The following is a 22502-nucleotide window of genomic DNA, read 5'->3' on the forward strand; positions in this document are numbered from 1 at the left end:
TTAAAGCCCGGTCACATGTGGATCCTCCACATGCGACCGGGCTTTTCTTAATACATCTGACCCCTAAGTTTTATTGGAAATTGACGCTTTTAACTAGTCCACTCCTCTGCTAATCTTATCTGAAAAAGAAAAGATAGGATGATTACTAACTATGCAAAAAACATCTAGCTATTCACCAACAGCTAATTCTCGTACTTTTGATTTGATTTTAAGTTCGATGGCCATTGCACTTGTCTTTGTTGCCACATTACTATTGAATATTCGTTTACCGATTGCTGCCAATGGTGGTCTTGTTCACCTCGGTACAGCTATGCTTTTCATCATCGCAATTTTGTTTGGTCCTAAAAAAGGATTGATCGCAGGTGCTATCGGCATGGGCTTGTTCGATTTAGTTTCTGGTTGGACTTTATGGGCACCTATCACCATCATCGCGCGCGGTCTTCAAGGATACTTAGTCGGGAAAATCGCTTGGTCAGGCAATCGAACTGGTAACAGTACGTCTTTCAATATTTTAGCTGCTGTTGTTTCAATGCCACTGATGATAGCTATCTACTATGTAGGCGAAGCGATCATCTTTAGCAGCTGGGTTATTCCAGCCGCTTCAATCCCAGGAAACATCGTTCAAAACGTAGTGGGATTAATCATCGCAATTCCTGTTGCGATTGCTTTAAAGAAAACACCTTACTTCAAATAAAATAAGTCGGTTCACAACAAAACCCCGTTCATCTAAAAGATGAACGGGGTTTTTGAAATGTGGTTTTTAAAAATTTATTTAGTGATTGTGTTCTTTTCGTCCAACTGCAATGCTTTTGCAGTTGATGCATGGATTTCTTGTAGAAGCTCAGGGTTTTCAGACAAGGACACGCCGTAAGACGGAATCATTTCTTTAATTTTTGGCTCCCATTCGCCTACTTGTTCTGGGAAACATCTTTGGAAAATTTCAAGCATTGCATGAACTGCCGTAGATGCACCAGGTGAAGCTCCTAATAATGCAGCAATTGAACCATCAGCAGCCGTTACAATTTCTGTACCAAACTGAAGTGTCCCTTTTCCTTTATCTGTATCTTTAATCACTTGTACACGTTGTCCGGCAACGACTACTTCCCAATCTTCTAGTTTCGCAGTTGGGATAAATTCACGTAATTCTTCTACGCGTTTTTCGTTTGATAACAAGACTTGTTGAACAAGGTATTTTGTTAATGACATTTCTTTTGCCCCTGCAGCAAGCATCGTGAAGACATTGTTCGGTTTTACAGAGCCGATTAAGTCCATATTCGATCCTGTTTTCAGGAATTTTGGAGAAAACCCAGCAAACGGTCCGAACAATAATGATTTCTTGCCATCAATAAAGCGTGTATCCAAATGGGGTACGGACATTGGCGGAGCGCCAACTTTTGCTTTACCGTATACTTTTGCATGATGTTGTTCCACAATTTCAGGGTCGTTGCAAACTAAGAACAAACCACTAACCGGGAATCCACCAATTTGCTTGGATTCAGGAATACCTGTTTTTTGTAACAATGGCAAGCTTCCGCCACCGCCGCCAATAAAGACGAAATCTGCACTATGGTATTCAATTTTATTGTTTTCTAAGTCCTGCACTTTTACTTCCCATGTGCTATCACTGTTACGTGTAATGTCTTTAACTGCATGGTTGTAATTTATTTCGACTTGTTGTTCACCCAAGTACTCAAACAACATTTCGGTTAACGCACCAAAGTTGACGTCAGTCCCTGTATCGATTTTCGTTGCTGCGATTGCTTCAGTTGACGTACGCCCTTCCATAATCAAAGGCATCCATTCTTTTAACTTTTCTGTATCCGTTGAGAATTCCATTCCTTTAAACAAAGGACTTTTCGTCAAAGCTTCAAAACGATTTTTTAAAAAGCGAACATTGTCTTCGCCTTGAACCATGCTCATATGAGGAATCGACATGATAAAGTCTTTTGGATTTTCAATGCGTTTATTGTTTACAAGGAACGACCAAAATTGTCTCGAAAGTTGGAATTGTTCGTTGATGCTGCTCGCTTTTTTAATATCGATAGAGCCATCTGCTTGTTCAGGTGTATAGTTCAGTTCACAAAGTGCAGCATGACCTGTTCCTGCGTTATTCCATTCGTTAGAACTTTCAGCGCCTGCTTTTTCAAGCTTTTCAAACACTTTAATGTTCCACTCTGGAGCTAACTCTTTAAGCATTGCTCCCAAAGTTGCACTCATAACTCCGGCGCCGATTAAGATGATATTTTTATTATTCTGTTGGTTGTCCATTAAAACCTTCCTTATCCCGTATATTTGCAAATAGGTGCAGCTTGCTCCTGATCAAATAATACAAAAAGCCAGGTTCAACCATAAAACACACCTTTTCTGCTTCAATTATATAATTATATCATATTTCCTGATTGTACCTATCTGCTTTTGCCTGTCCATTATACCTCACTTCATGCGTCTGCAAAAGCATGGTCAACCGACAAAAAAGGCAAACACGTTAAAATACGTGTTTGCCTTTTTTATTTTGTTTGTTATTACTGACCTATAGTTAAGCTTTCAGCGCATGATAGCGGCTAACAACTTCTTTTGTAATGTCACTGTCTTCAGGTAACCCACTAATGGTTGTTAAAACAGCGGCAGGTCCCTTGTCTTGAATTATTTGTTGAATTTCCATCGCTTCTTCATCTTCCGGAAAATCAAATAACAACGCAGCCGCAATGGCATTCGCTAAGTAAGTATAAGATAACCCTGCTTTTTGTGCTTGTGTAGCCGGACGAATCAATCGATCTTCAGGCCCTAACTTCCGGATAGGTGCCCGTCCTACGCGTGTAACACCATCATTCAAGTAAGCATTTTTAAAACGTTCAATATTTTTATCGATATACGTCATATGTTCCTGTTCATCGAGTCCATATTCTTTTACCAAATACGCTCCAGTTTCTTTTAGCGTTTCTCTGACTTGAGTAACAATCTCCTCATCTGCTAATGTTTCATCGATTGTCTCTTTTCCTGCTAAATACCCCAAATAGGCAATAACAGCATGACCTGTATTTACCGTAAACAACTTCCGTTCAATAAATGGTGCGAGATCTTCAACTATTGTCATACCGGTTACTTGTGGGATGGTTTCTGTTGTTTCCACTACCCATTCGAAATATGGCTCTACTAACACATCTAATGAACTCTGATCTTGAATCGGCACAATGCGGTCAACAGCTGAGTTGAAGAAATATACTCTTCCTTCTAGCTTCGCTTTTACCTCATCATCTAAACTATCTAGAATGTGCTGCTTTAAAATATCCGTTGCACCGATTTGGTTTTCACAAGCGATGATATACAGTTTTTCATCCGTTGCCGAAACACGTTCCGTTAGTCCTTGAGCAATTAAAGGAGCGATTCTTGGTAAGATGTTTGGTCCAATAGCAGTAGTTAAATATGTTGCCTGCTGAATTACTCCAATCACATCTTCAGCATGCGTCATATTATTAATGCCCGACACATTTTCAATTGCAATTTGCTCTTCCTGTGATTGAGCTAACTTTACGTGATAGCCTTTTTCTTCGTTTAATTTATTGATTACTTGATCTGCTACGTCCACAAACGTTACATGATAGCCTGACTTAGAAAATAACGCTCCGATAAATCCTCTACCAATGTTTCCTGCTCCAAAATGAACGGCTTGTTTCACTGTCATCATTCCTTTATCAAATTATTTTGTAGGTATTCCCAAAAAACCTCTTCTAATTTCTGTCGAATGGCTTTTTCATTGGAAGAAGTAAAAATCATCATTGATTGATCGCTTTCAATCAAGCTCGTGCTAATTAAACTCAATATTTCTTGCTGTCGTTCAGTCATTACCGTTGGTGCTAGCATTAACAGCAAACTTTTCATTTGCATGTCTTTGCCATCCATTCCTTTTACGATAAGCGGATGATCAATATGGATAACTTGAAATAATAACTCTTGTATCGAGTCATCACGGCCGTGAAAAAGAGCCATTGTCGTATTCGGAATCCCTAGTCCGCCTTTTTCCTCTCGCTCTCTAAGTTCGCGCATTGCAGAAGCTACATTTGTTACAATGTTTTCTTTTCGAGCAGAGTTTAAGACTTCCTGTAAAATCTCCCAATAATCCGTAGCGTACTGCTTTCGAAAAACTTTAAAATTGTTCAATAGTACATCCATACTATGTTGCACTTGTTTTATTTCCTGTAGCAACTGCTGAACATTTGGTCGATTTTTCGATATTATTGCTTCGCTCGTTTTTCCGGGATGTAAATAATTCATTTTGCTCGTAATTTTCTTCACATTATTTTGCAAGTAACTTTCAATATACCCGATATCTCGCTCGTTTAATAAAGGACTTACTCTAATATAATCTACTTCTGTAACCGGTAGCCGAATAGTAGAGATAACTAAGTCATAATTCTTAAAGTCTGCCGCTTGAAAATCATTAATTGAAAGAATTTCTATGGAATTGATTTCGGGAAGTTCTTTTTGAATGCGGCTTGCCAGCATTTTTGAAGTACCAATGCCCGTTGGACAAATAACAACGGCGCCAATTTGTACTTTTTCTTCCCTAATTAATAAAGCAGAACCAAAATGAAGAACAATAAAAGCAGTCTCGTCAGCTGAGAAATACAACTCTTCAAATTCATTTTCTACCCCTTGTTTAACCGCCATAAATAGCACTGGATATTTGCGTTTGATTTCATCAGTTAATGGATTAAAAGATTCGATATTTTGGTTTAACCGGAAAACCAATGGTTCCATATGCGCTAGCAGTCCTTGATACAATGAGAAGTCATTAATAAGATCAACATCTAACTGTGACGATACGTTACGAATTAGGTTCTTCACTTTTCTTCCTAGCAAGACGCTATCATAGTAAGAGCCTTTAGCTTCTTGAACTTTAGACCCTTTTAAAATAATCGACAAAAAATGCATATCAGCTTTTGTTAACGGTACAAGAAGTTGCTCACTTAATTCATTGCATATACTTTCGATCAACTGATACTCGCTAGTAGAACTCTTCTCTACTAATTCTATAGTTTCCAGTAGAAACCCTTTTTCTGTTCGTTGAAGTGTCATACAACTATAAATAACTAAACCCACATAGTCACTATCGGCTAACTTTGTTTGGCCCCGGTTGATTTTTTGGTTGACTAACCGATCGACTACTGCCAAGTACCGCGGAAAAAAATAACCAAGAATATTGTCTTTCTGACTTTTCCCTTGTTGGAGATGGTACAAACTTTCAATCATTTCTTCATAAAAATAAGCCAACATATAACTGCCTAGTGCATAACGCATATTGGCTTCCTCGCCGTTAACTTCGATCCCAACACCTTTTGTTCGAGATACGGCAATGGAAAATTTATGTAGCCAGTCCGATAAGTCATCTAAATGAGTGGTTAATGTAGCATTACTAATTCCTAATTGACTTGCAAGCACTTGTTTTTTAAAAAATGGCCCTTCGTGCAATAAAATAATCAGCAGTTTTAACTTCCGTTCCTCAGGTGTTTCATCTGCTGGACTAACTGTTATCAAATTCTGTATAAGGCGATAAATTTGATCGTTAGGCCCCGTAATTAAAAGTCCTTCATCTGCAGTTCGTTCGATTTTCAGTTCAAATTCTACTAACGTTTTTTCTATCGATTTTAAATCTCGCTGAATAGTCCGAGCACTGACATCTAAATGCGAAGACAAGGAATGAACGGTATGTTTTCCAGAGGTTCTAACAATCAATTCAATAATAGATTTTTCTCTAAACGTGATAAACATGCTTGTCCCTCATTTCGCTTTTAAATGCTTTTTCTCGACTTGAAAATGTAGATAGAACAAAAAGGCAGGAAATCCCGCCTTTCCATTCTTACTATTTAATTGCCGTTAATGATGTCAATTATTTCTTTCGCTGACTCTGCTTCTACTAAGCGATCCACGTTGGTTTGGTCAGCACAAATCACTGCGATTCCAGAAAGAATTTCTAAATGTGTGCCATCTTTTCCAGCAATCCCGAAAATCATTTTTGCACTCTCTCCATCAAAGTCTACTCCATTTGGCACTTGAATAACAGTAAAGCCTGACTTGATGACAGATTTTTTCGCTTCTTCTGTGCCATGAGGAATTGCGACGTTATTGCCCATGTATGTTGTCGTGATTTCTTCACGCTTCAACATTTCGTCCACGTATGATTCTTCAACATAACCAGCTTTAACTAATGCCAACCCTGCAAAGATGATTGCTTCTTCTTTCGTACGGAAGCTTTGTCCGATAAAGACGTTTTCTTCGCGCAACAATTGCTCATCTTCCGGGTTTTGCGGAGCGTTAGTTTCACTTTCTTCAACTAACACATTATGCTCTTCTATTTCACCGCTTTTTAACCGTTCAATCAACTGATCGTATTCCGGACTTGATAGGAAATTATCAACTGAAATATGATAAGCATTTGGTATTTTGTTTTCAGCACGCGGCGTCAATTTTTCCTGTGTAATAACAATCTCAGAATCTGAAGGGAGGGTGCTGATTGCCGTATTCGATACCGATACATTCAGTCCTGCTTCTTTTACTTTTTTGCGTAATAGAGAGGCTCCCATCGCACTTGAGCCCATTCCCGCATCACAAGCAAAGACGATTTTTTGTGCGCTTGCTGGGAAAACACCATTAGTAGTTGGGTTAAGTGAAGGTATTTCCCGGGAAATAGAACTTTTCTTGCCTTTCATTTGTTCCATTTTCTTTGTTGCTTCTTCCATATCTTCATCTGTTTGTTTACTCGCTTTTAAAATGACTGCTGAAATAGCAAATGAAACTGCCGTAGCCACAAAGACTGCTGTAAAGTTTGCTAAATATGCCATTCCTTCAGGTGGTGTAACAGCTGCAATTGCTAGAATACTACCTGGTGACGCTGGAGCAACCAATCCGCCACCCATTAATACAAGTGTAAATACACCACTCATTCCACCAGCTACAACAGCTAGTAGCAACATTGGTTTCATTAATACGTAAGGGAAATAAATTTCATGAATCCCACCAAGGAAGTGGATGATCGCCGCGCCTGGTGCAGATTGCTTGGCAACTCCTTTTCCAAATAGCATAAACCCAAGTAGCACACCAAGACCAGGTCCTGGGTTGGCTTCTAGTAGAAACAAAAGTGATTTACCTGTTTGTTGAACTTGCTCTAGTCCAATAGGTGTTAACACACCGTGGTTAACCGCATTATTTAAGAACAAGATTTTTGCCGGTTCGATTAAAATACTTGTTAGTGGTAGTAATCCCGCTTCTAACAACCAATCTACGCCCGCAACAAGAACATCTGTAAACGAACTTACAGCCGGTCCGATTCCGATAAACGCAAGAAGTGCTAATATACCACCTAAAATACCTGCCGAGAAGTTGTTCACTAGCATTTCAAAACCTGTTTTAATTTTTCCTTCTATCAATTGGTCAAATTTCTTAATAGCATATGCACCAAGTGGCCCCATAATCATGGCACCTAAAAACATTGGTGTATCCGGAGCTCCGATAATAACCCCCATTGTTGCAATCGTACCAACTACAGCGCCTCGTTGATCGTAAATCAACCGGCCTCCTGTGTATCCAATAAGAAGCGGCAACATGTAGATAACCATTGGGCCTACTAACTTGCTAAACTCCTCATTTGGAAAAAATCCTGTTGGAATAAATAGGGCAGTGATTAACCCCCATGCAATAAATGCACCAATATTAGGCAAAACCATCGAACTTAAAAAGTTACCGAATTTCTGTACCCCTACCTTCATGTGATCCTCTCCTTCGAAACTGAATTTATCTTCTAAAATTGTGTGTCGTGGTGTACTACTATCATAGACTCTTAATGGAAGCGCATTCAACAACTAGGAAAGTCAACTTTGTCGGGCTTGTCACGACATAGCTGTTGTTTCTTGAACAAACAAAAAGCTTAAAATACCGTGATTATTTGTTTCATTAGTGAGCAAACTCTATAAATTATGAATTTATATTAAGAAACGAAATTTTTCTTAAAGTTAATAATATTCTGAAATTATTATTTCTATCTTTTAACAATCATTGGAGAATTAATTTAAATAGAATATTTTATACCGTATCTATTTTTTATTTAGTGCAATTCCAAAGAATACTAGATAAGAAAAGGGTTCTCTTTGACAAACAGTCAAGTTCATATAACAATGAGAGTAGCATTAGAATAATTATAATCAAATAACGATAATCAATTGATTACCGTTTTTACATCATTATCCATAATTGTTCTAAAAATATTAGGAGGTCATTATTTATGTCATTAATCGGGAAAGAAATCCAACCATTTAACGCTTCAGCTTATCAAGCAGGAAGCGGAGACTTTATCGAACTAACAGAAGAAAACTTAAAAGGTCAATGGAGTGTCGTGTGCTTTTATCCAGCAGATTTTACGTTTGTTTGCCCAACTGAGCTAGAAGATCTTCAAAACCAATACGCAACGCTGAAAAGCTTAGGAGTTGAAGTATATTCTGTTTCTACAGATACTCACTTCACACATAAAGCTTGGCACGACCATTCAGAGGCAATTGGCAAAATCGAATACACAATGATTGGCGATCCATCACAACGCATTTCTCGCGGCTTTGACGTACTTGACGAAGAAGCTGGTTTGGCACAACGCGGAACATTTATCTTAGACCCAGAAGGTATTGTTCAAGCTGCAGAAATTAACGCAGATGGCATTGGCCGTGACGCAAGTACGCTTGTCGGAAAAATCAAAGCAGCTCAATACGTGCGCAACAACCCAGGCGAAGTTTGCCCTGCAAAATGGGAAGAAGGCAGCGAAACACTTAAGCCAAGTCTTGATCTTGTAGGTAAAATTTAAGGAGTGCAGGACATGATATTAGATTCCGCAATAAAAGCTCAATTAGAACAGTATCTACAATTGCTTGAAAATGATGTGTTGTTGAAAGTTAGCGCAAGCACTGATAAAGTTTCTCGCAACATGACGGCATTGCTGGAAGAAATATCTGCAATGTCTTCTCTCATTACTCTAGAGTATGCACAGCTTGAAAGAACACCAAGCTTTAGCGTTAACCGTCCAGGACAAGACACCGGTGTTGTATTTGCTGGTATTCCTTTAGGACATGAGTTTACGTCTCTTGTGCTTGCATTGTTGCAAGTGAGCGGACGTGCGCCAAAAGTTGAGCAAAACGTAATCGATCAAATTCAAAGCATTCAAGGTTCTTACCACTTTGACTCATATATTAGCTTGAGTTGTCAAAACTGCCCTGAAGTGGTTCAAGGACTCAACTTAATGAGTATTCTCAACCCAAATATCACACATACAATGATTGATGGCGCGGTATACAAAGCAGAAGTTGAAAGCAAAGACATTATGGCGGTACCGACTGTCTTCTTAAACGGGGAATCGTTTGGTAGCGGACGCATGACACTTGAAGAACTGTTAGCTAAACTTGGCAGCGCGCCAGATGCATCCGAATTTGCAAACAAAGATCCATTTGATGTACTTGTTGTCGGTGGCGGACCGGCTGGAGCTAGTGCTGCCATTTACGCAGCACGCAAAGGCATACGGACCGGCATTGTTGCGGAACGCTTTGGCGGTCAAGTCATGGATACGTTGAGCATCGAAAACTTCATTAGTGTGAAAAAGACAGATGGCCCGAAATTTGCGGCCAGTCTTGAAGAGCATGTGAAGGAATACGATATCGACGTTATGAACTTGCAACGCGCGAAAAAGTTGGAGAAAAAAGAACTTTTCGAGCTTGAACTTGAAAATGGTGCTGTCTTAAAAGGCAAAACGATCATTCTTTCAACAGGTGCACGCTGGCGCAACATTGGCGTGCCAGGTGAAGAAGAGTTTAAGAACAAAGGTGTCGCTTACTGTCCACATTGCGATGGTCCATTGTTTGCGGGCAAAGACGTAGCGGTTATCGGCGGCGGGAACTCCGGCGTCGAAGCAGCAATCGATCTAGCAGGTGTTGTAAATCACGTGACTGTTCTGGAGTACAACTCCGAACTCAAAGCCGATTCTGTTTTACAAGATCGACTACGTAGCTTACCCAATGCAACAATCATCACAAATGCTCGAACACAAGAAATTACCGGCACAGAAAAAGTAAACGGCATTTCTTATCTCGACCTTCAAACCGGAAACCTTAACCATATCGAATTAGCTGGTGTCTTTGTGCAAATCGGCCTTGTTCCGAACACAGACTGGCTAGGTGATTTGGTAGAACGCACACAGCATGGCGAAATCGTCATTGACCAACGTGGAGCTACCAACGTTCCAGGTGTGTTTGGTGCAGGAGACTGTACCAACATTCCTTATAAACAAATCATCATTTCAATGGGATCTGGTGCAACTGCCTCACTGAGTGCTTTTGACCATCTTATTAGAAGTAAAGTTCCTGTCTTGGTTTAATACAAAAGTAAAGGACGGTAGATCAACTCGAATCATTCGAGTCGATCTACCGTCCTTTTTTCATTAGTCTCCACTTAGTTCAATCTCATTTTCACTCGCATACTGTTTTGTCCAATCACATAACCCATATATTAATGGGATCAAGCTCTCTCCGTAAGCTGTCATCGAATACTCAACCGTAACTGGAACTGTTGGATATACTTTTCTCGATATAATCTGACTGCTTTCTAACTCTTTGAGTTGCTCAGTAAGGACTTTCTGGCTAATGTTCGGAATGCTTTTTTTAAGCTCTCCAAACCGTTTACTGTCCTTGATCAAATACCAGAGAATCATCAGTTTCCATTTCCCACCAATCAAATCGATTGTCAGTCCTAAAGAACAAACATAATTGTTTTTAACTGCCATTGTATGTCTCCTTTTTCTCTTTCGTAGTCACTTTTTCGTAACTATACCACTAAAAAGTGCCGTATTGTACTCCACAGAACTACTCTGTATGATGAAACTTATCATGACGATAAAAACAGACAGGAGCGATAAACATGGCATATCCAAGAGCATTTTCACACATCGGTTTATCCGTTACAGATTTAGATAAAGCCGTCACTTTTTATAAAGAAGTGATGGGTTGGTATGTTATTATGGAGCCATCTGAGGTAAAAGAAGAAAATGATACGCCTATCGGACAAATGTGCATCGATGTTTTCGGCGCGGGTTGGGGAACTTTCCGAATTGCGCACATGTCGACATCTGACGGCACAGGGATTGAAATCTTCGAGTTTCCAAACAGCGAAAAACCGGAAAACAACTTTGAATATTGGAAATCAGGCGTCTTCCATTTTTGCGTCCAAGATCCAGATGTAGAAGGATTGGTTAGCAAAATAGTAGAACACGGTGGCAAGCAACGAATGCCAATTCGAGAATATTATCCAAACGAAAAACCTTATAAAATGTGTTACGTAGAAGATCCATTCGGTATTATCTTCGAAGTCTATAGCCATAGTTATGAAATTACGTACTCTTCAGGAGTTTATTAACAAGCTGAACCGTATCCTCCAAATGGATACGGTTCTTAGTTTGTAGACAAAAAATAGTTACTCATTTTTTGTATGCATGTGGGATTCTCCACACCTAGTGGACGCTTTCCGCGGACTCCGCGCTGAGCCTCCTCGTCGCAAGCTCCTGCGGGGTCTCATCACTTCGTTTTTCCGCTGGAGTCGCCACTAGGTGCTCCGAATCCTGGAGTGAGTAGGAAAAATATTTTAACACGTTATTTATACGGTGAAACGCACTAAAGAATCTCACTCGGTTCGTAGCAAGAAGACTTCAACTGGGCTGGTCCACGGAGACTCCTGTGGGACAGCGAAAGCTGAAGACCCCGCAGGAATAGCATTGGCCGAAGCCTGCGAGGACAAGCTTTTGCGACGAAGCTAGCGCAGCGATGCAGGAGCATGGTTTTTCAGTGACGAGGAGGCTGAAGCTGAGCCCACGGAAAGCGAAGTGGCCAGTCCGGTTGAAGAGTATGCATCATTATTCGGTTTAATAAGACTTTATCTACAGTCTGAACCGTATCCTCCAAATGGATACGGTTCATTTTAGGTTTTTGAGTGCTTTAAGGTTTAATTTCTTTTTTTATAGAAGCCTCATTGGGTAAAGAGTGAGATGCTATTTTGTTCTATTCACCCACGTTTTTTTGACGTTGCGTTAAAACGGTTTCCATATATTCTTCTCCCCACTCGCGCATTAGCAGGACGATAGGCTTTAAGGACTGTCCAAAATCAGTGAGAGAATATTCTACTTTCGGCGGGATAACAGGATACACTTCCCGGTGAATGATGCCATCTGCTTCTAATTCTCTCAGTTGTAGCGTTAACATTCTTTGTGTAATGCCACTATTTAACCTTTTTAATTCATTGAATCTTTTTTTGTCCTCTAACAGATGGAAAAGGATTACGCCTTTCCATTTCCCTCCGATAACATCTAAGGTACCTGCTACAGGACACGAATATTGATTTAAAAAAGGATTTATTGTATTTTCTTGTACTTTCCCCGTATTCATTTTCAGCACTCCTTTTGTATCAATCGCATTTTATCTATTTCAAGCGTGACTACTTCATTGGTAGCGGTAGTTACTATAACACATAAACTTTCTAAAACATTGACAGTATACAAAATGATACTATAGCACAAAATTGTGCGTACTTACACCTAAATATGTTATATGCTATTATCAATTTATTAAAGGAACGCGGTATGTGTTTTCTGTTTGCAGAAACTTCAACTACGGTTAGTTCCACTACTATAAAAAAAGGAAGTGTATTGAAAATGACTAAAATGAAAGCCGTCGGATTATATAATCATTTACCAATCGATAACCAGGAAAGTTTAGTAGATTTAGAAATAGAAAAGCCTCGCCCAACAAAACAGGATCTTTTAGTACGTGTTGAAGCTATAGGTATGAATCCAGTCGATTCCAAAGTACGTGAGTCGAACGGAGAAAAGTTAACAGAACCTAAAATACTTGGGTGGGATGTTTCGGGTATTGTAGAAGAGGTTGGTCCTGAATGTACGCTCTTTCAGCCAGGAGATAAAGTCTATTACGCAGGAGATATTACTCGTCAAGGAGGCAACAGTGAGTTTCATCTAGTTGATGAACGAATTGTTGGCACAAAGCCAGAGTCTTTGAGTTTTGCCGAAGCTGCAGCACTCCCTCTCACGACAATTACGGCTTATGAAAGCTTATTTGATCGCCTTGCTATCAGCTCAGATTCTGATACAAACAAAGGGAAAACCATTTTGATTATTGGAGCTGCAGGTGGTGTTGGCTCTATTGCTACTCAATTGGCTAAAAAGGTCGGCATGACTGTAATTGGAACGACTTCTCGCCCTGAAACAAAAGAATGGGTACTAAATCTTGGTGCCGATGCTACCATCAATCATTATGAATCTTTTACTTCACAGTTGCAGGAATTAGGTTTTAGTAGCGTGGATTATATTCTTTGTCTCAATGCTACACAAAAACATTGGGGAAATATGGCCGAAGCGATTGCCCCTCAAGGGAAAATTTGTTCTATTGTAGAATCAGATGAGCCTCTTGATTTAACTTTACTGAAAAATAAAAGTGTAAGTTTTGTATGGGAGTTTATGTTTACACGCTCTATGTTCCAAACAGAAGATATGATTAACCAACATTACTTGTTAAATGAAGTAGCCGATTCAATCGATCAAAATGAACTAAAGACTACATTGAACAAACGATTGACTCCTATAAATGCTGAAAATGTCAAAGCAGCTCATCGATTGCTCGAGTCCGGTGCTGCTATTGGAAAAATTGTAATCGAGAAATTCAACTAAATAATAAGCTTCATCACAAGCTGTTAACTTTAAACCCCCGCCTCTGCCAAAGCAGTGACGGGGGTTTTTATCCTTCTATGGCGCAAATATCATGCTGTTTCAGGTTGCAATATAACTTGGACAAATCCGATTTCTTCCTGTACGTTTTGCCTTATACAAGCAATCATCCGCAACATCCACGATTTCCACTGTGTCACTCACTGTTTCTGGATAAGTGGCTACACCTATTGAAACCGTTATTTGAATTTCTTCTTTCGATGAAATTTCAAACTTATGCTGTTCTACTGCTATTCTTATGCGCTCAGCTATTTCTATAGCATATTGATGAGGACAGTCTGGCAGAATCACGGAAAATTCCTCTCCCCCATTTCTCGAAACCACATCAAATGAGCGAGTACTGTTTTGCAACACTTTCCCTAACTCAACCAAAATCTTATCGCCTATTGGATGCCCGTATGTATCGTTCACGTGTTTAAAGTGGTCAATATCGATCATCAATAAGGACAATCTCTCATTTTTCTCCGTTGCATTGCTGATCAAATCATTCCAAACGCTGTCGAATTGCCGTACATTGTTTAAACCGGTAAGAAAATCAGTTGTCGAATCTTTTTCATATTTCATCAATAAATATTGTGTTTTTCGTATATACCTAACAAACATGACTGAAGTCAGTCCACCTATTGTAGAAACCATCCAGTATGAGAAAATTAAGCTTTTTAAAACTGTAACATCCTTTACTAAATACCAAATGATAATACTAAAAGAAATATTTGATAAGATAATCATTAGAAAGCTTTGTTGATATGCGTTCTTTCTAAAATCTGTACTTTTACATAATTTATGAATGACAATAAAACCTAAAATTAATACAGTCATCAAAATCATGGCTGCAATTGCAGATGTGGTAAATCCAAACATAAACCTTGTTAAAATAATTAAAATAGCACTAATAATAGCTTGAGGCACCCCGATAAAGATGATCAACAACATAACTGGTAAAAAGCGCAAATCCACCATCGTTTCAGTGGATACTTGTATGGAAAAAAACATTAAAAAATAGCCTAATATACCTCCTGCAAAACCATCTATTAAAATCGAGATGATACGATTTTTTTGCTCTAACCTAAGTTTCATTCTGATTTGTAAATAAATAAAAATTAGAGAAACCATTATACAAAGATTCACAAATAAATCAGTCAATATTGTCGCCAAAAATAATCCTCCCTAATATCCTAAACTACCGCATATAATATTCTGTCTCAAGTGTATTAATTTAAAAAACCATGCAATGCTCCTAATAACGTAAAGATGATTAAGTGATCTCCGATAGCAATTGCACAGTTTTTTGCACTGACAAGCCCAAATAATGTATTTTTCAAATAGACGATTGAAATTAAGAAGCCTACAATACTCCCTACTGCAACTCCGCCCAACAGACTACTCGAACTAGTTGCTTGAACAAGAACCCCAATGAAGATAGAACTGATAAATGCTACGATTACCGATACGACATATTTTAATGGGCCTGTGCTTTGATTTTTCTTTCCAACTAAGACAGTGTAATAAACTCCACCATAAATCATATACAAAATCCCACCAGCTAAAATCGCCCAATAATTTAAAGAGCTTATGTCTATCAACATATAATTTCCTCTTTTCTATATAGATTAAAGTCTTACTTAGTAAACATCCATTAGCTATTCTGTATAATGATAAAATATGCGTTTCTATCACTATACTCTATTACCTTGTTTTTTTACATATCCTGCACTTTATTATAATTTATTGATAAAATTATGATAATCCCATTTTTCGCTAACTATAAATAAAATCTTTGTTCTATTCCTTATTGGATGGTAATAAAACCAGTATAAAGTTCAACAAATTTCATGTTACTAGCTCGAGAATGTTATGATTAAAGATATATAATTAACTTTTTAGATATAAGTGCATAAGGAGGTTTACAATGAACCAGAATGTCTTAACTCGAAACAATGTCAGAATTATAGGTTCCGGAAAACAAGCTATGATATTTGCCCCTGGATTTGGCTGCGATCAAACTGTTTGGAATTTAGTTGTTAAATCGTTTGAAAAAGATTATCAAATTGTTTTATTTGATTATGTAGGACTTGGACTTTCAGATGTTAAGGCATATGATTCTGATAAATACAGTAAACTTTCCGGCTATGTACAAGATGTATTAGATGTTTGTTCAACATTAAATTTAAAAAACGCTATATTAGTAGGTCATTCTGTTGGAGCAATGGTTGGTATGCTTGCTTCATTACGTAAACCCGAGTACTTTTCTCACCTCATTATGATTAGTCCATCTGCATGTTACTTAAATGACCCACCGGGGTACATTGGCGGTTTTGAAAAAGAGGATTTAATCGGTTTAATGGACTTAATGGCTAAAAATTATATTGGTTGGGCGAATATTTTTTCGGCAACTGCTTTAAATAACCCAAACCTTCCCAAGGTCGGAAAAGAAATCGAAGATCGTTTCTGCTCTACCGATCCTGTAATTGCTCGCAATTTTGCTGAAGCATGCTTTTTTGCTGATAATCGTCAAGATTTATCAAAAGTATCACTTCCAACTTTAATTTTGCAATGTGCTAACGATATAATTGCGCCAGAATCGGCCGGCGAGTACATGAACCAACGTTTGCCAAATAGCACGATCAACTATATGAATGCGACAGGTCATTTCCCACACATGAGTCACCCCGAAGAAACTACGCAACTCATACGTGAGTATCTTTTAGAAACCTCAGTTTCCCTGGAAAAAGAGGATGTAGGTGGTCTAACGTAATGAATGAACAACTAAACCAAGCACCGTGTGGATTTCTTACACTTACGAAGGATGGCATCATTTTATCTGTAAACGAGACATTGCTTCGAGTGCTTGATTTCTCTTCAGATGAACTTGTTGGGCAACATATTAATAAGACACTTACCAAATCAACGCGTATTTTTTTCCACCTGTATTTCATGCAACTTGTAACAGTTCAACATCGGGTAGAAGAAATGTACCTCTCATTAAACTCTAAACATGATGAGGATACGCCTGTCCTTATTAATGCAGTCCTAAATGAACAGCAAGACCAAGAGGTTATTTCCTGCATTATTGTCCCTATTCGGAAACGAAGTGAATACGAAAATCAATTGCTTATTGCTAAAAAAGTAGCTGAAGACGCTTTTAAAGAAAAAGAAAAAGCACATCTGCAGTTAGAAATTGCTCTTCAAAATCTGGAAGCAAACCAAAAAGAGCTTTTAGAAATTAATAAACAAAACCAAAAGTATAATCTAGATACTTACCGGGAATTACAACTTGCAAAAAAAATACAAGAGCGCTCCTTAACTAAACCTATTTGTAACGATAGCATTCATATCGAATCTTACTATAAAGCTTCAAGTGGATTATCTGGCGATATTTATGGTTTCTATAAAATTAATGAGCATCAATACGGCATCATCTTGCTAGATGTGATGGGTCATGGTATTTCTTCTGCACTTATAACCATGTCTTTGCAATCCTTATTCCAGCGACTTATTTCAACCGGTGTTTCGGCAAGTATGGTCATGAAAGAGTTGGATCATCACTTACACACCTTGTTTCCTAGCGATGAAAGTGTTTGGCATTATTGTACAGCTATCTATTTGTTTATCGATACAGCAAAACACACGATTGAATATGTTAATGCGGGACATCCACCATTGATCTACCAAGACTCAGATGGGGAGCAACTCGAGTTATATGCAAGTTCTCCTCCCCTTGGAACGTTTGACAATATTCATTTTGAAACAAAGACCTTTTCATATAAAAAAGGATCTCGAATCATCTTGTATACAGATGGCGTATCCGAATCGCTCGAACCCGAACCTATAAATTCCCTATTATTAAAACACTCTGCCCTTTCTTTACTGCAATTCAAAGAAAAGATTTTGCACTCCCTCGACAATCAAAAAGAAACAAATCATAAAAAAGACGATCAATGCTTTATAGTGGTCGATTTAAAATAAAAAACGCTTGAAATTCAAGCGCTATAGACTGTAGAGCATCTCGATTCGAGATGTCTACAGTTTTTTTTATGTTAAAAAATCGCTCTGATCGCTCTTGTGTAGTCATCACTTTCACGCTCTTTTAATCTTATCCTCTAGTTGAAAAAAACGATTATTTCGGATCATTGCAGTGGCATGCTCTTTAGAAACAGCTGCACTATAATAATAGCCTTGAATTTGATCGACTCCATAAGTAGTCAGCAACTCTTTTTGTTCTTCTGTTTCGACGCCCTCTGCTACGAGTTGGCACCCCAAACCATGTCCCATTGTAATAATGGCTCTTGTGATGCTCTTCATTTCTTTTTTCTCTAGGATATCTTTAATGAATGAACGATCAATTTTGATGGTATCGATAGGAAATCGTTTTAAGTAACTTAAAGAGGAATAGCCTGTTCCAAAATCATCAATCGAAACTTTAATGCCTAGCTTCTTTAAATTTTCAATCGACTTTAATACATATTCTTCGTTATTAATGAGCAGACTTTCTGTCAACTCTAACTCCAACCATTTGCCCTCTAAACCTGTTTCTTTTAAAATTTCAGTAACTGTTTGAACTAGACTTCCATAATGAAATTGATAAGCCGAGATGTTGATCGCCATTACCACAGGCGGAAGCCCTTCATCTTGCCATTTCTTATTTTGCATACACGCTTGGCGTAACACCCATTTACCAATTGGATTGATCAATCCGGTTTCTTCTGCGAGCGGGATAAATTCACTAGGCGATATTGTTCCTAATTCGGGGTGGAACCAGCGAATCAACGCTTCCATTCCTCCAATTTCTTCTGAGGGCATTTTTATTTTTGGTTGATAATATACTTGAAACTCTTCTAACTCTAACGCTTTGCGTATATTATTTTCCAATTGTAACCTTCTGACAGGTTGATGATTAAATTCATTTTGATAAAAGACATAATTTGATTTGCCGGACTCTTTTGCTTTGTACATGGCGATATCCGCATTTTTGATCAATAGTTCACTGTTGCTTCCATCTATTGGATACATGCTTATACCAATACTTGTACTAATGTAATACTCATTGTTTTTCAAGAAAAATGGCTGTAAAATGGTTTCATTTATTTCTTTTGCCATATCGTGTACTACTACTTTGTTTTTTATATTACTAAGTAGAACCGTAAATTCATCTCCCCCAAACCGGGAAACAATTGTAGTTTCCGGTACACAATTCGTTAAGCGACTTGCAACTTCCTTAAGCAAAGAATCACCAGTAGAATGCCCCATTGTATCGTTAATTATTTTGAAACGATCCAAATCAATAAATAACACCGCAAACGCTTGCTGATTTTTCTCATTCTTAATAGAGTCTATGAGGTGATCGACTTTCTTTTGAAACAAAACCCGATTTGGAAGCTCGGTTAATGCATCGTAATGAGCTTGTTTTGTGAGGTCTTTTTGATATCCATTAATTTCATTAAATATTTTATTGATAATTCCCCACGCACCTACTATAAATAAGAGCAAAATAAGAAACGTGACATACATAACCACATTAGAAAATGATAAAAAGGCATTACGGGGAACTGGTTTTATCAATCCTACTACCCAATCCATATCATCACTAAATTTCACATTTTCATACGCTACAAAATAGTCTTTTCCGTCTTTTTGAATCACGTGAGTCCCTTTTATCGTTTGACTAATTTGGTCCCATAATTCTGTGTTTCCAGTCAATTCATTTACATGCGGGAGTGTTACCTCTCCTTGGAATTCTCCAAACTCTTCTTCTGAAAGATTAGCTGCATTCTCTACTGTTGCGGCAATAGAATCTTTCTTCTCTTGAGTACTGCTAGCGATTAAGTCACCATTATTATTAATTACAAAAGCTTCAAATTCATTATTATCACTATCGATTAATTCATTTGATAAATACGATAAGTTAACTTCGTAATGAATCAGTCCTACTTTTTTTCCTTTATAAGGACCATTTTCTTGTATCACCAAAGGGGTTACGTTTCCAAAAACCCAACGTCTACTATCGGCTGACACATAAGGCATAGATTGGTATACTTCTCCACGATTTACCGCCATCGCCGCTTGATAAAATGGTTGTTGTTTTTCGGAAGGAGAAAGATCATGGCTATGAGCAATTTCTTCATCTACTCGAACAACTTCTTCTCCGTTATGTGTGTCATCTAAAAAACACGCTTCATCAGTTTCAGGAATTTGTTCTTTAACATATTGGAATGCTTTTACTTGCTGTTCTCTCCAGTACTCTTTTCGTTCTGGCTCTGTATAGTACTTTTCCCATGCCGGGTTATTAGCCAACAACAACACCGTTTGACGCATTTTCGCTAATTCTTTATCCACCAAATTTGCCACTTGGTTATTTTCTGTTTCTAACTCTGCCAAAGATAGTTCTTCAAATTTTTTCTCATTAATAAAATATAAAATTAATACAGGTACGATGCATATGACTACAGATAAGAGCATTAATCTACGTTTTGATGTCTTTTCGTTAAACATACTGAGATCTACCTTTCTTAGCTGAGTCATAACTACCTTCAAATATTTTAACGTATCTGTATTTTTAAAAGTATCAAATAAATGAAAATTTAGTCTTTTTTTATGTTACAAATTAACTGTAGAACAAGTTATATTTACCCATATTATTATATCATTTTAAACTAAAATATACTTAATTTATATACAAAAATTAGGTTTTTATAGTTATAAATTATAAATTACTCAAACTCAAGTTAAGCAGTGACCTATATTTAAATCTATGATAATGAATGTTATAGTGGAAAAAACTTCTACTAAAGATTCTAGAAATAGGAGCGGATTATGATGACATCTAAGAAAGAAGAAATTATTTATAAAGCTTCGTTACTTATCCATTCTCTTGGCTATACAAATACGAAGTTAAGTGATATTTTAACTTCGAGTGGGATTGGAAAAGGACAATTTTATCATTATTTTACTTCCAAACAAGATCTTGCTGATGCCGTTGTAGAATATTTAATCGGTAATATGAAACATGACATTTTCGACGAAATTTTGGATCGACCAATTGCTCCGAAATTGAGATTAAATCAAATGTTAGATAAGTTGTGCGCTATGCAATTTGAAAATCAAGCTCAAAGTGGTTGTGCCTTGGGAAATTTAGCAATTGAAATTAGTGAAAACGAACCGATACTTAGAGATAAAGTTGCTTCTTTTTTTAAACAGTGGGAAGAGAAAATCCAACGAGCTTTAGATGAATTACAACAACAAAGACAGTTGGATACGAATTTGGATACAGCAAAATATTCACAGGCGATGATTGCCATGATTGAAGGAGCTATTTTGCTTATGAAAAATAAACAAGATATTCAAGTCCTATATGACATTACTGATGTTATTCGCACTGAGTACAATTTAAACGAAGAATAGAGAATCATAAAAATTGACTCTATTCTTCTTTTTTTGTTATCCTTTTTTGTACCGACTGGTAGGTACAACTTTTATACCAGTTTACTTTTTCTTTTGAAGGGAAACTAATTCACATATATGGCACGTTTATAAATTTAACAAGGAAGGTGATTATTTTGACCAACAACCAATTTCAAACATTATTTTCTAAAATAAAAACAGGAAATGTTACATTAGATAGTCGGGCTGGGCTTGCACCTATGACAAGAACAAGTGCGACTGAAACTGGATTAGCAACTGAAGATATGGCTCAGTATTATGCTAATTTTGCTAAAGGTGGATTTAGCCTAATCATTACCGAAGGTACTTACACTGATAAGCTTTACAGCCAAGGCTATTTAAACCAACCTGGAATTGCAACCACTGAACAAACTGACGCATGGAAACCTGTTGTTCAAGCAGTTCAAGAACAAGGGTCGAAAATATTTCTACAACTAATGCATGCAGGGGCACTTTCACAAGGAAATCGATTTAAAAAAAATACAATCGCACCTTCTGCCGTTAAACCAAAAGGAGAACAATTGGCATTTTACGGTGGTTCCGGTGAGTTTTCGATGCCTACAGAAATGACAAAAGAAGATATTTCTCAACTTATAGAAAGCTTTGTTAAGTCTGCTAAAAATGCAAAAGAAGCTGGCTTTGATGGTGTTGAAATTCATGGAGCAAATGGATATATTTTGGATCAATTTTTAACTGACTATACAAATCTTAGAACCGACGAATATGGTGGTCCCACAGAAAACCGCTTACGTTTAATCATAGAAGTTATTGAAGCCGTACGCGATGCTGTAGGAAGTGATTTCCCAGTAGGTATTCGCATTGCTCAAGCTAAAGTAAATGACGCTAATCATAAATGGGTAAATGGAATTGACGATGCTAAACTCATTTTCAGCCAAATCGGGCAAGCTGGAGTCGACTATATTCATACATCTGAACCAAATGCGACTGAGTCTGCATTTTCTGAATCTCCTTCAACATTAGTCGAACTTGCTAAGAAATATGGAAATACAGTGGCAATTGCAAACGGGGCTTTAGAAAATCCTCAACTCGTTGAAGCATTGCTTAGTAAAGGCAAAGCAGATCTTATCACCATTGGAAAAGGGGCTCTTGCCAATCAAGATTGGCCTAATAAAATATTATCAGGCCAAGAATTAGAGGCATTTGACTTCCAAAAAATTCTTCTTCCAAAAGCTACTTTAAAAGAATTTGAAATCAATCAAAACTAATTAATATAAAAAATCAATTATTTATC

Annotated in this window: 18 protein-coding genes; 9 read left to right on the top strand and 9 right to left on the bottom strand. The window is 37.6% G+C overall.

Annotated elements, in window-relative coordinates; translation table 11 throughout:
* Positions 1–151 precede the first annotated feature (151 nt).
* On the top strand, positions 152–694 hold the full coding sequence (locus BCM40_RS15775) for an ECF transporter S component (RefSeq protein ID WP_065525025.1): 543 nt from the start codon (positions 152–154) through the stop codon (positions 692–694).
* Between the two features lie 74 nt (positions 695–768).
* Here BCM40_RS15775 and BCM40_RS15780 read toward each other — a convergent pair whose 3' ends face one another.
* The 4 genes from BCM40_RS15780 to BCM40_RS15795 form a co-directional block, all read right to left on the bottom strand.
* Positions 769–2268: a malate:quinone oxidoreductase gene (locus BCM40_RS15780; protein ID WP_065525024.1), complete on the bottom strand. Its 1500-nt coding sequence runs from the start codon at positions 2266–2268 to the stop codon at positions 769–771.
* Positions 2269–2536: 268 nt separating this feature from the next.
* Positions 2537–3676, bottom strand: a complete 1140-nt coding sequence (locus BCM40_RS15785; RefSeq protein WP_065525023.1) for a mannitol-1-phosphate 5-dehydrogenase — start codon at positions 3674–3676, stop codon at positions 2537–2539.
* 5 nt (positions 3677–3681) lie between these two features.
* On the bottom strand, positions 3682–5769 hold the full coding sequence (locus BCM40_RS15790; protein ID WP_065525022.1) for a BglG family transcription antiterminator: 2088 nt from the start codon (positions 5767–5769) through the stop codon (positions 3682–3684).
* A gap of 95 nt (positions 5770–5864) precedes the next feature.
* On the bottom strand, positions 5865–7763 hold the full coding sequence (locus BCM40_RS15795; protein WP_065525021.1) for a PTS mannitol transporter subunit IICBA: 1899 nt from the start codon (positions 7761–7763) through the stop codon (positions 5865–5867).
* Positions 7764–8275: 512 nt separating this feature from the next.
* Here BCM40_RS15795 and ahpC point away from each other — a divergent pair.
* Together ahpC and ahpF are read left to right on the top strand one after the other, a co-directional pair.
* Positions 8276–8845 carry an alkyl hydroperoxide reductase subunit C gene (gene ahpC / locus BCM40_RS15800; RefSeq protein ID WP_008427795.1) on the top strand — a complete coding sequence of 190 codons (570 nt, stop codon included), beginning with the start codon at positions 8276–8278 and terminating at the stop codon, positions 8843–8845.
* A 12-nt stretch (positions 8846–8857) separates the two neighbouring features.
* On the top strand, positions 8858–10405 hold the full coding sequence (gene ahpF, locus BCM40_RS15805) for an alkyl hydroperoxide reductase subunit F (RefSeq protein WP_065525020.1): 1548 nt from the start codon (positions 8858–8860) through the stop codon (positions 10403–10405).
* A gap of 63 nt (positions 10406–10468) precedes the next feature.
* On the opposite strand, the gene BCM40_RS15810 is transcribed toward ahpF, so the two are convergent.
* Positions 10469–10810, bottom strand: coding sequence for a winged helix-turn-helix transcriptional regulator (locus BCM40_RS15810; RefSeq protein ID WP_065525019.1), 342 nt, complete (start codon positions 10808–10810; stop codon positions 10469–10471).
* Positions 10811–10944: 134 nt separating this feature from the next.
* On the opposite strand from BCM40_RS15810, the gene BCM40_RS15815 reads away from it, so the two are divergent.
* Positions 10945–11439, top strand: coding sequence for a lactoylglutathione lyase family protein (locus BCM40_RS15815; RefSeq protein WP_065525018.1), 495 nt, complete (start codon positions 10945–10947; stop codon positions 11437–11439).
* Between the two features lie 638 nt (positions 11440–12077).
* On the opposite strand, the gene BCM40_RS15820 is transcribed toward BCM40_RS15815, so the two are convergent.
* A complete protein-coding gene (locus BCM40_RS15820; protein WP_065525017.1) occupies positions 12078–12461 on the bottom strand; it encodes a winged helix-turn-helix transcriptional regulator in 384 nt (127 codons plus the stop codon).
* 266 nt (positions 12462–12727) lie between these two features.
* On the opposite strand from BCM40_RS15820, the gene BCM40_RS15825 reads away from it, so the two are divergent.
* Positions 12728–13756, top strand: a complete 1029-nt coding sequence (locus tag BCM40_RS15825; RefSeq protein WP_065525016.1) for a zinc-binding alcohol dehydrogenase family protein — start codon at positions 12728–12730, stop codon at positions 13754–13756.
* Between the two features lie 99 nt (positions 13757–13855).
* Here the strand turns inward: BCM40_RS15825 and BCM40_RS15830 are convergent, their stop codons facing one another.
* A complete protein-coding gene (locus tag BCM40_RS15830; RefSeq protein ID WP_156851318.1) occupies positions 13856–14968 on the bottom strand; it encodes a GGDEF domain-containing protein in 1113 nt (370 codons plus the stop codon).
* A gap of 56 nt (positions 14969–15024) precedes the next feature.
* Entirely contained in the window at positions 15025–15399 is a 375-nt protein-coding gene (locus BCM40_RS15835) for a DUF1761 domain-containing protein (protein WP_065525015.1), read from the bottom strand.
* 323 nt (positions 15400–15722) lie between these two features.
* Here BCM40_RS15835 and BCM40_RS15840 point away from each other — a divergent pair, with 323 nt between their 5' ends.
* Positions 15723–16568: an alpha/beta fold hydrolase gene (locus tag BCM40_RS15840; protein ID WP_065525014.1), complete on the top strand. Its 846-nt coding sequence runs from the start codon at positions 15723–15725 to the stop codon at positions 16566–16568.
* Entirely contained in the window at positions 16568–17779 is a 1212-nt protein-coding gene (locus BCM40_RS15845; RefSeq protein WP_065525013.1) for a PP2C family protein-serine/threonine phosphatase, read from the top strand. The genes BCM40_RS15840 and BCM40_RS15845 overlap by 1 nt, the downstream gene beginning before the upstream one ends.
* Positions 17780–17890: 111 nt before the next feature.
* On the opposite strand, the gene BCM40_RS15850 is transcribed toward BCM40_RS15845, so the two are convergent.
* Positions 17891–20302, bottom strand: coding sequence for a bifunctional diguanylate cyclase/phosphodiesterase (locus BCM40_RS15850; protein ID WP_065525012.1), 2412 nt, complete (start codon positions 20300–20302; stop codon positions 17891–17893).
* Between the two features lie 321 nt (positions 20303–20623).
* Here BCM40_RS15850 and BCM40_RS15855 point away from each other — a divergent pair, with 321 nt between their 5' ends.
* Positions 20624–21211 carry a TetR/AcrR family transcriptional regulator gene (locus BCM40_RS15855; RefSeq protein ID WP_238323738.1) on the top strand — a complete coding sequence of 196 codons (588 nt, stop codon included), beginning with the start codon at positions 20624–20626 and terminating at the stop codon, positions 21209–21211.
* Between the two features lie 155 nt (positions 21212–21366).
* Entirely contained in the window at positions 21367–22476 is a 1110-nt protein-coding gene (locus BCM40_RS15860) for an NADH:flavin oxidoreductase (protein ID WP_065525010.1), read from the top strand.
* Positions 22477–22502 lie beyond the last annotated feature (26 nt).

Source organism: Planococcus donghaensis (assembly GCF_001687665.2).
Taxonomy (GTDB): domain Bacteria; phylum Bacillota; class Bacilli; order Bacillales_A; family Planococcaceae; genus Planococcus; species Planococcus donghaensis.

What these genes read in the sequence shown, in the direction of transcription:
- BCM40_RS15840 (WP_065525014.1), top strand. Translation starts at nt 15,723, where the DNA reads ATGAACCAGAATGTCTTAACTCGAAACAATGTCAGAATTATAGGTTCC.
- ahpC (WP_008427795.1), top strand. Translation starts at nt 8,276, where the DNA reads ATGTCATTAATCGGGAAAGAAATCCAACCATTTAACGCTTCAGCTTAT.
- BCM40_RS15855 (WP_238323738.1), top strand. Translation starts at nt 20,624, where the DNA reads ATGATGACATCTAAGAAAGAAGAAATTATTTATAAAGCTTCGTTACTT.
- BCM40_RS15775 (WP_065525025.1), top strand. Translation starts at nt 152, where the DNA reads ATGCAAAAAACATCTAGCTATTCACCAACAGCTAATTCTCGTACTTTT.
- BCM40_RS15820 (WP_065525017.1), bottom strand. Translation starts at nt 12,461, where the DNA reads ATGAATACGGGGAAAGTACAAGAAAATACAATAAATCCTTTTTTAAAT.
- ahpF (WP_065525020.1), top strand. Translation starts at nt 8,858, where the DNA reads ATGATATTAGATTCCGCAATAAAAGCTCAATTAGAACAGTATCTACAA.
- BCM40_RS15835 (WP_065525015.1), bottom strand. Translation starts at nt 15,399, where the DNA reads ATGTTGATAGACATAAGCTCTTTAAATTATTGGGCGATTTTAGCTGGT.
- BCM40_RS15845 (WP_065525013.1), top strand. Translation starts at nt 16,568, where the DNA reads ATGAATGAACAACTAAACCAAGCACCGTGTGGATTTCTTACACTTACG.
- BCM40_RS15850 (WP_065525012.1), bottom strand. Translation starts at nt 20,302, where the DNA reads ATGTTTAACGAAAAGACATCAAAACGTAGATTAATGCTCTTATCTGTA.
- BCM40_RS15795 (WP_065525021.1), bottom strand. Translation starts at nt 7,763, where the DNA reads ATGAAGGTAGGGGTACAGAAATTCGGTAACTTTTTAAGTTCGATGGTT.
- BCM40_RS15825 (WP_065525016.1), top strand. Translation starts at nt 12,728, where the DNA reads ATGACTAAAATGAAAGCCGTCGGATTATATAATCATTTACCAATCGAT.
- BCM40_RS15790 (WP_065525022.1), bottom strand. Translation starts at nt 5,769, where the DNA reads ATGTTTATCACGTTTAGAGAAAAATCTATTATTGAATTGATTGTTAGA.
- BCM40_RS15810 (WP_065525019.1), bottom strand. Translation starts at nt 10,810, where the DNA reads ATGGCAGTTAAAAACAATTATGTTTGTTCTTTAGGACTGACAATCGAT.
- BCM40_RS15780 (WP_065525024.1), bottom strand. Translation starts at nt 2,268, where the DNA reads ATGGACAACCAACAGAATAATAAAAATATCATCTTAATCGGCGCCGGA.
- BCM40_RS15815 (WP_065525018.1), top strand. Translation starts at nt 10,945, where the DNA reads ATGGCATATCCAAGAGCATTTTCACACATCGGTTTATCCGTTACAGAT.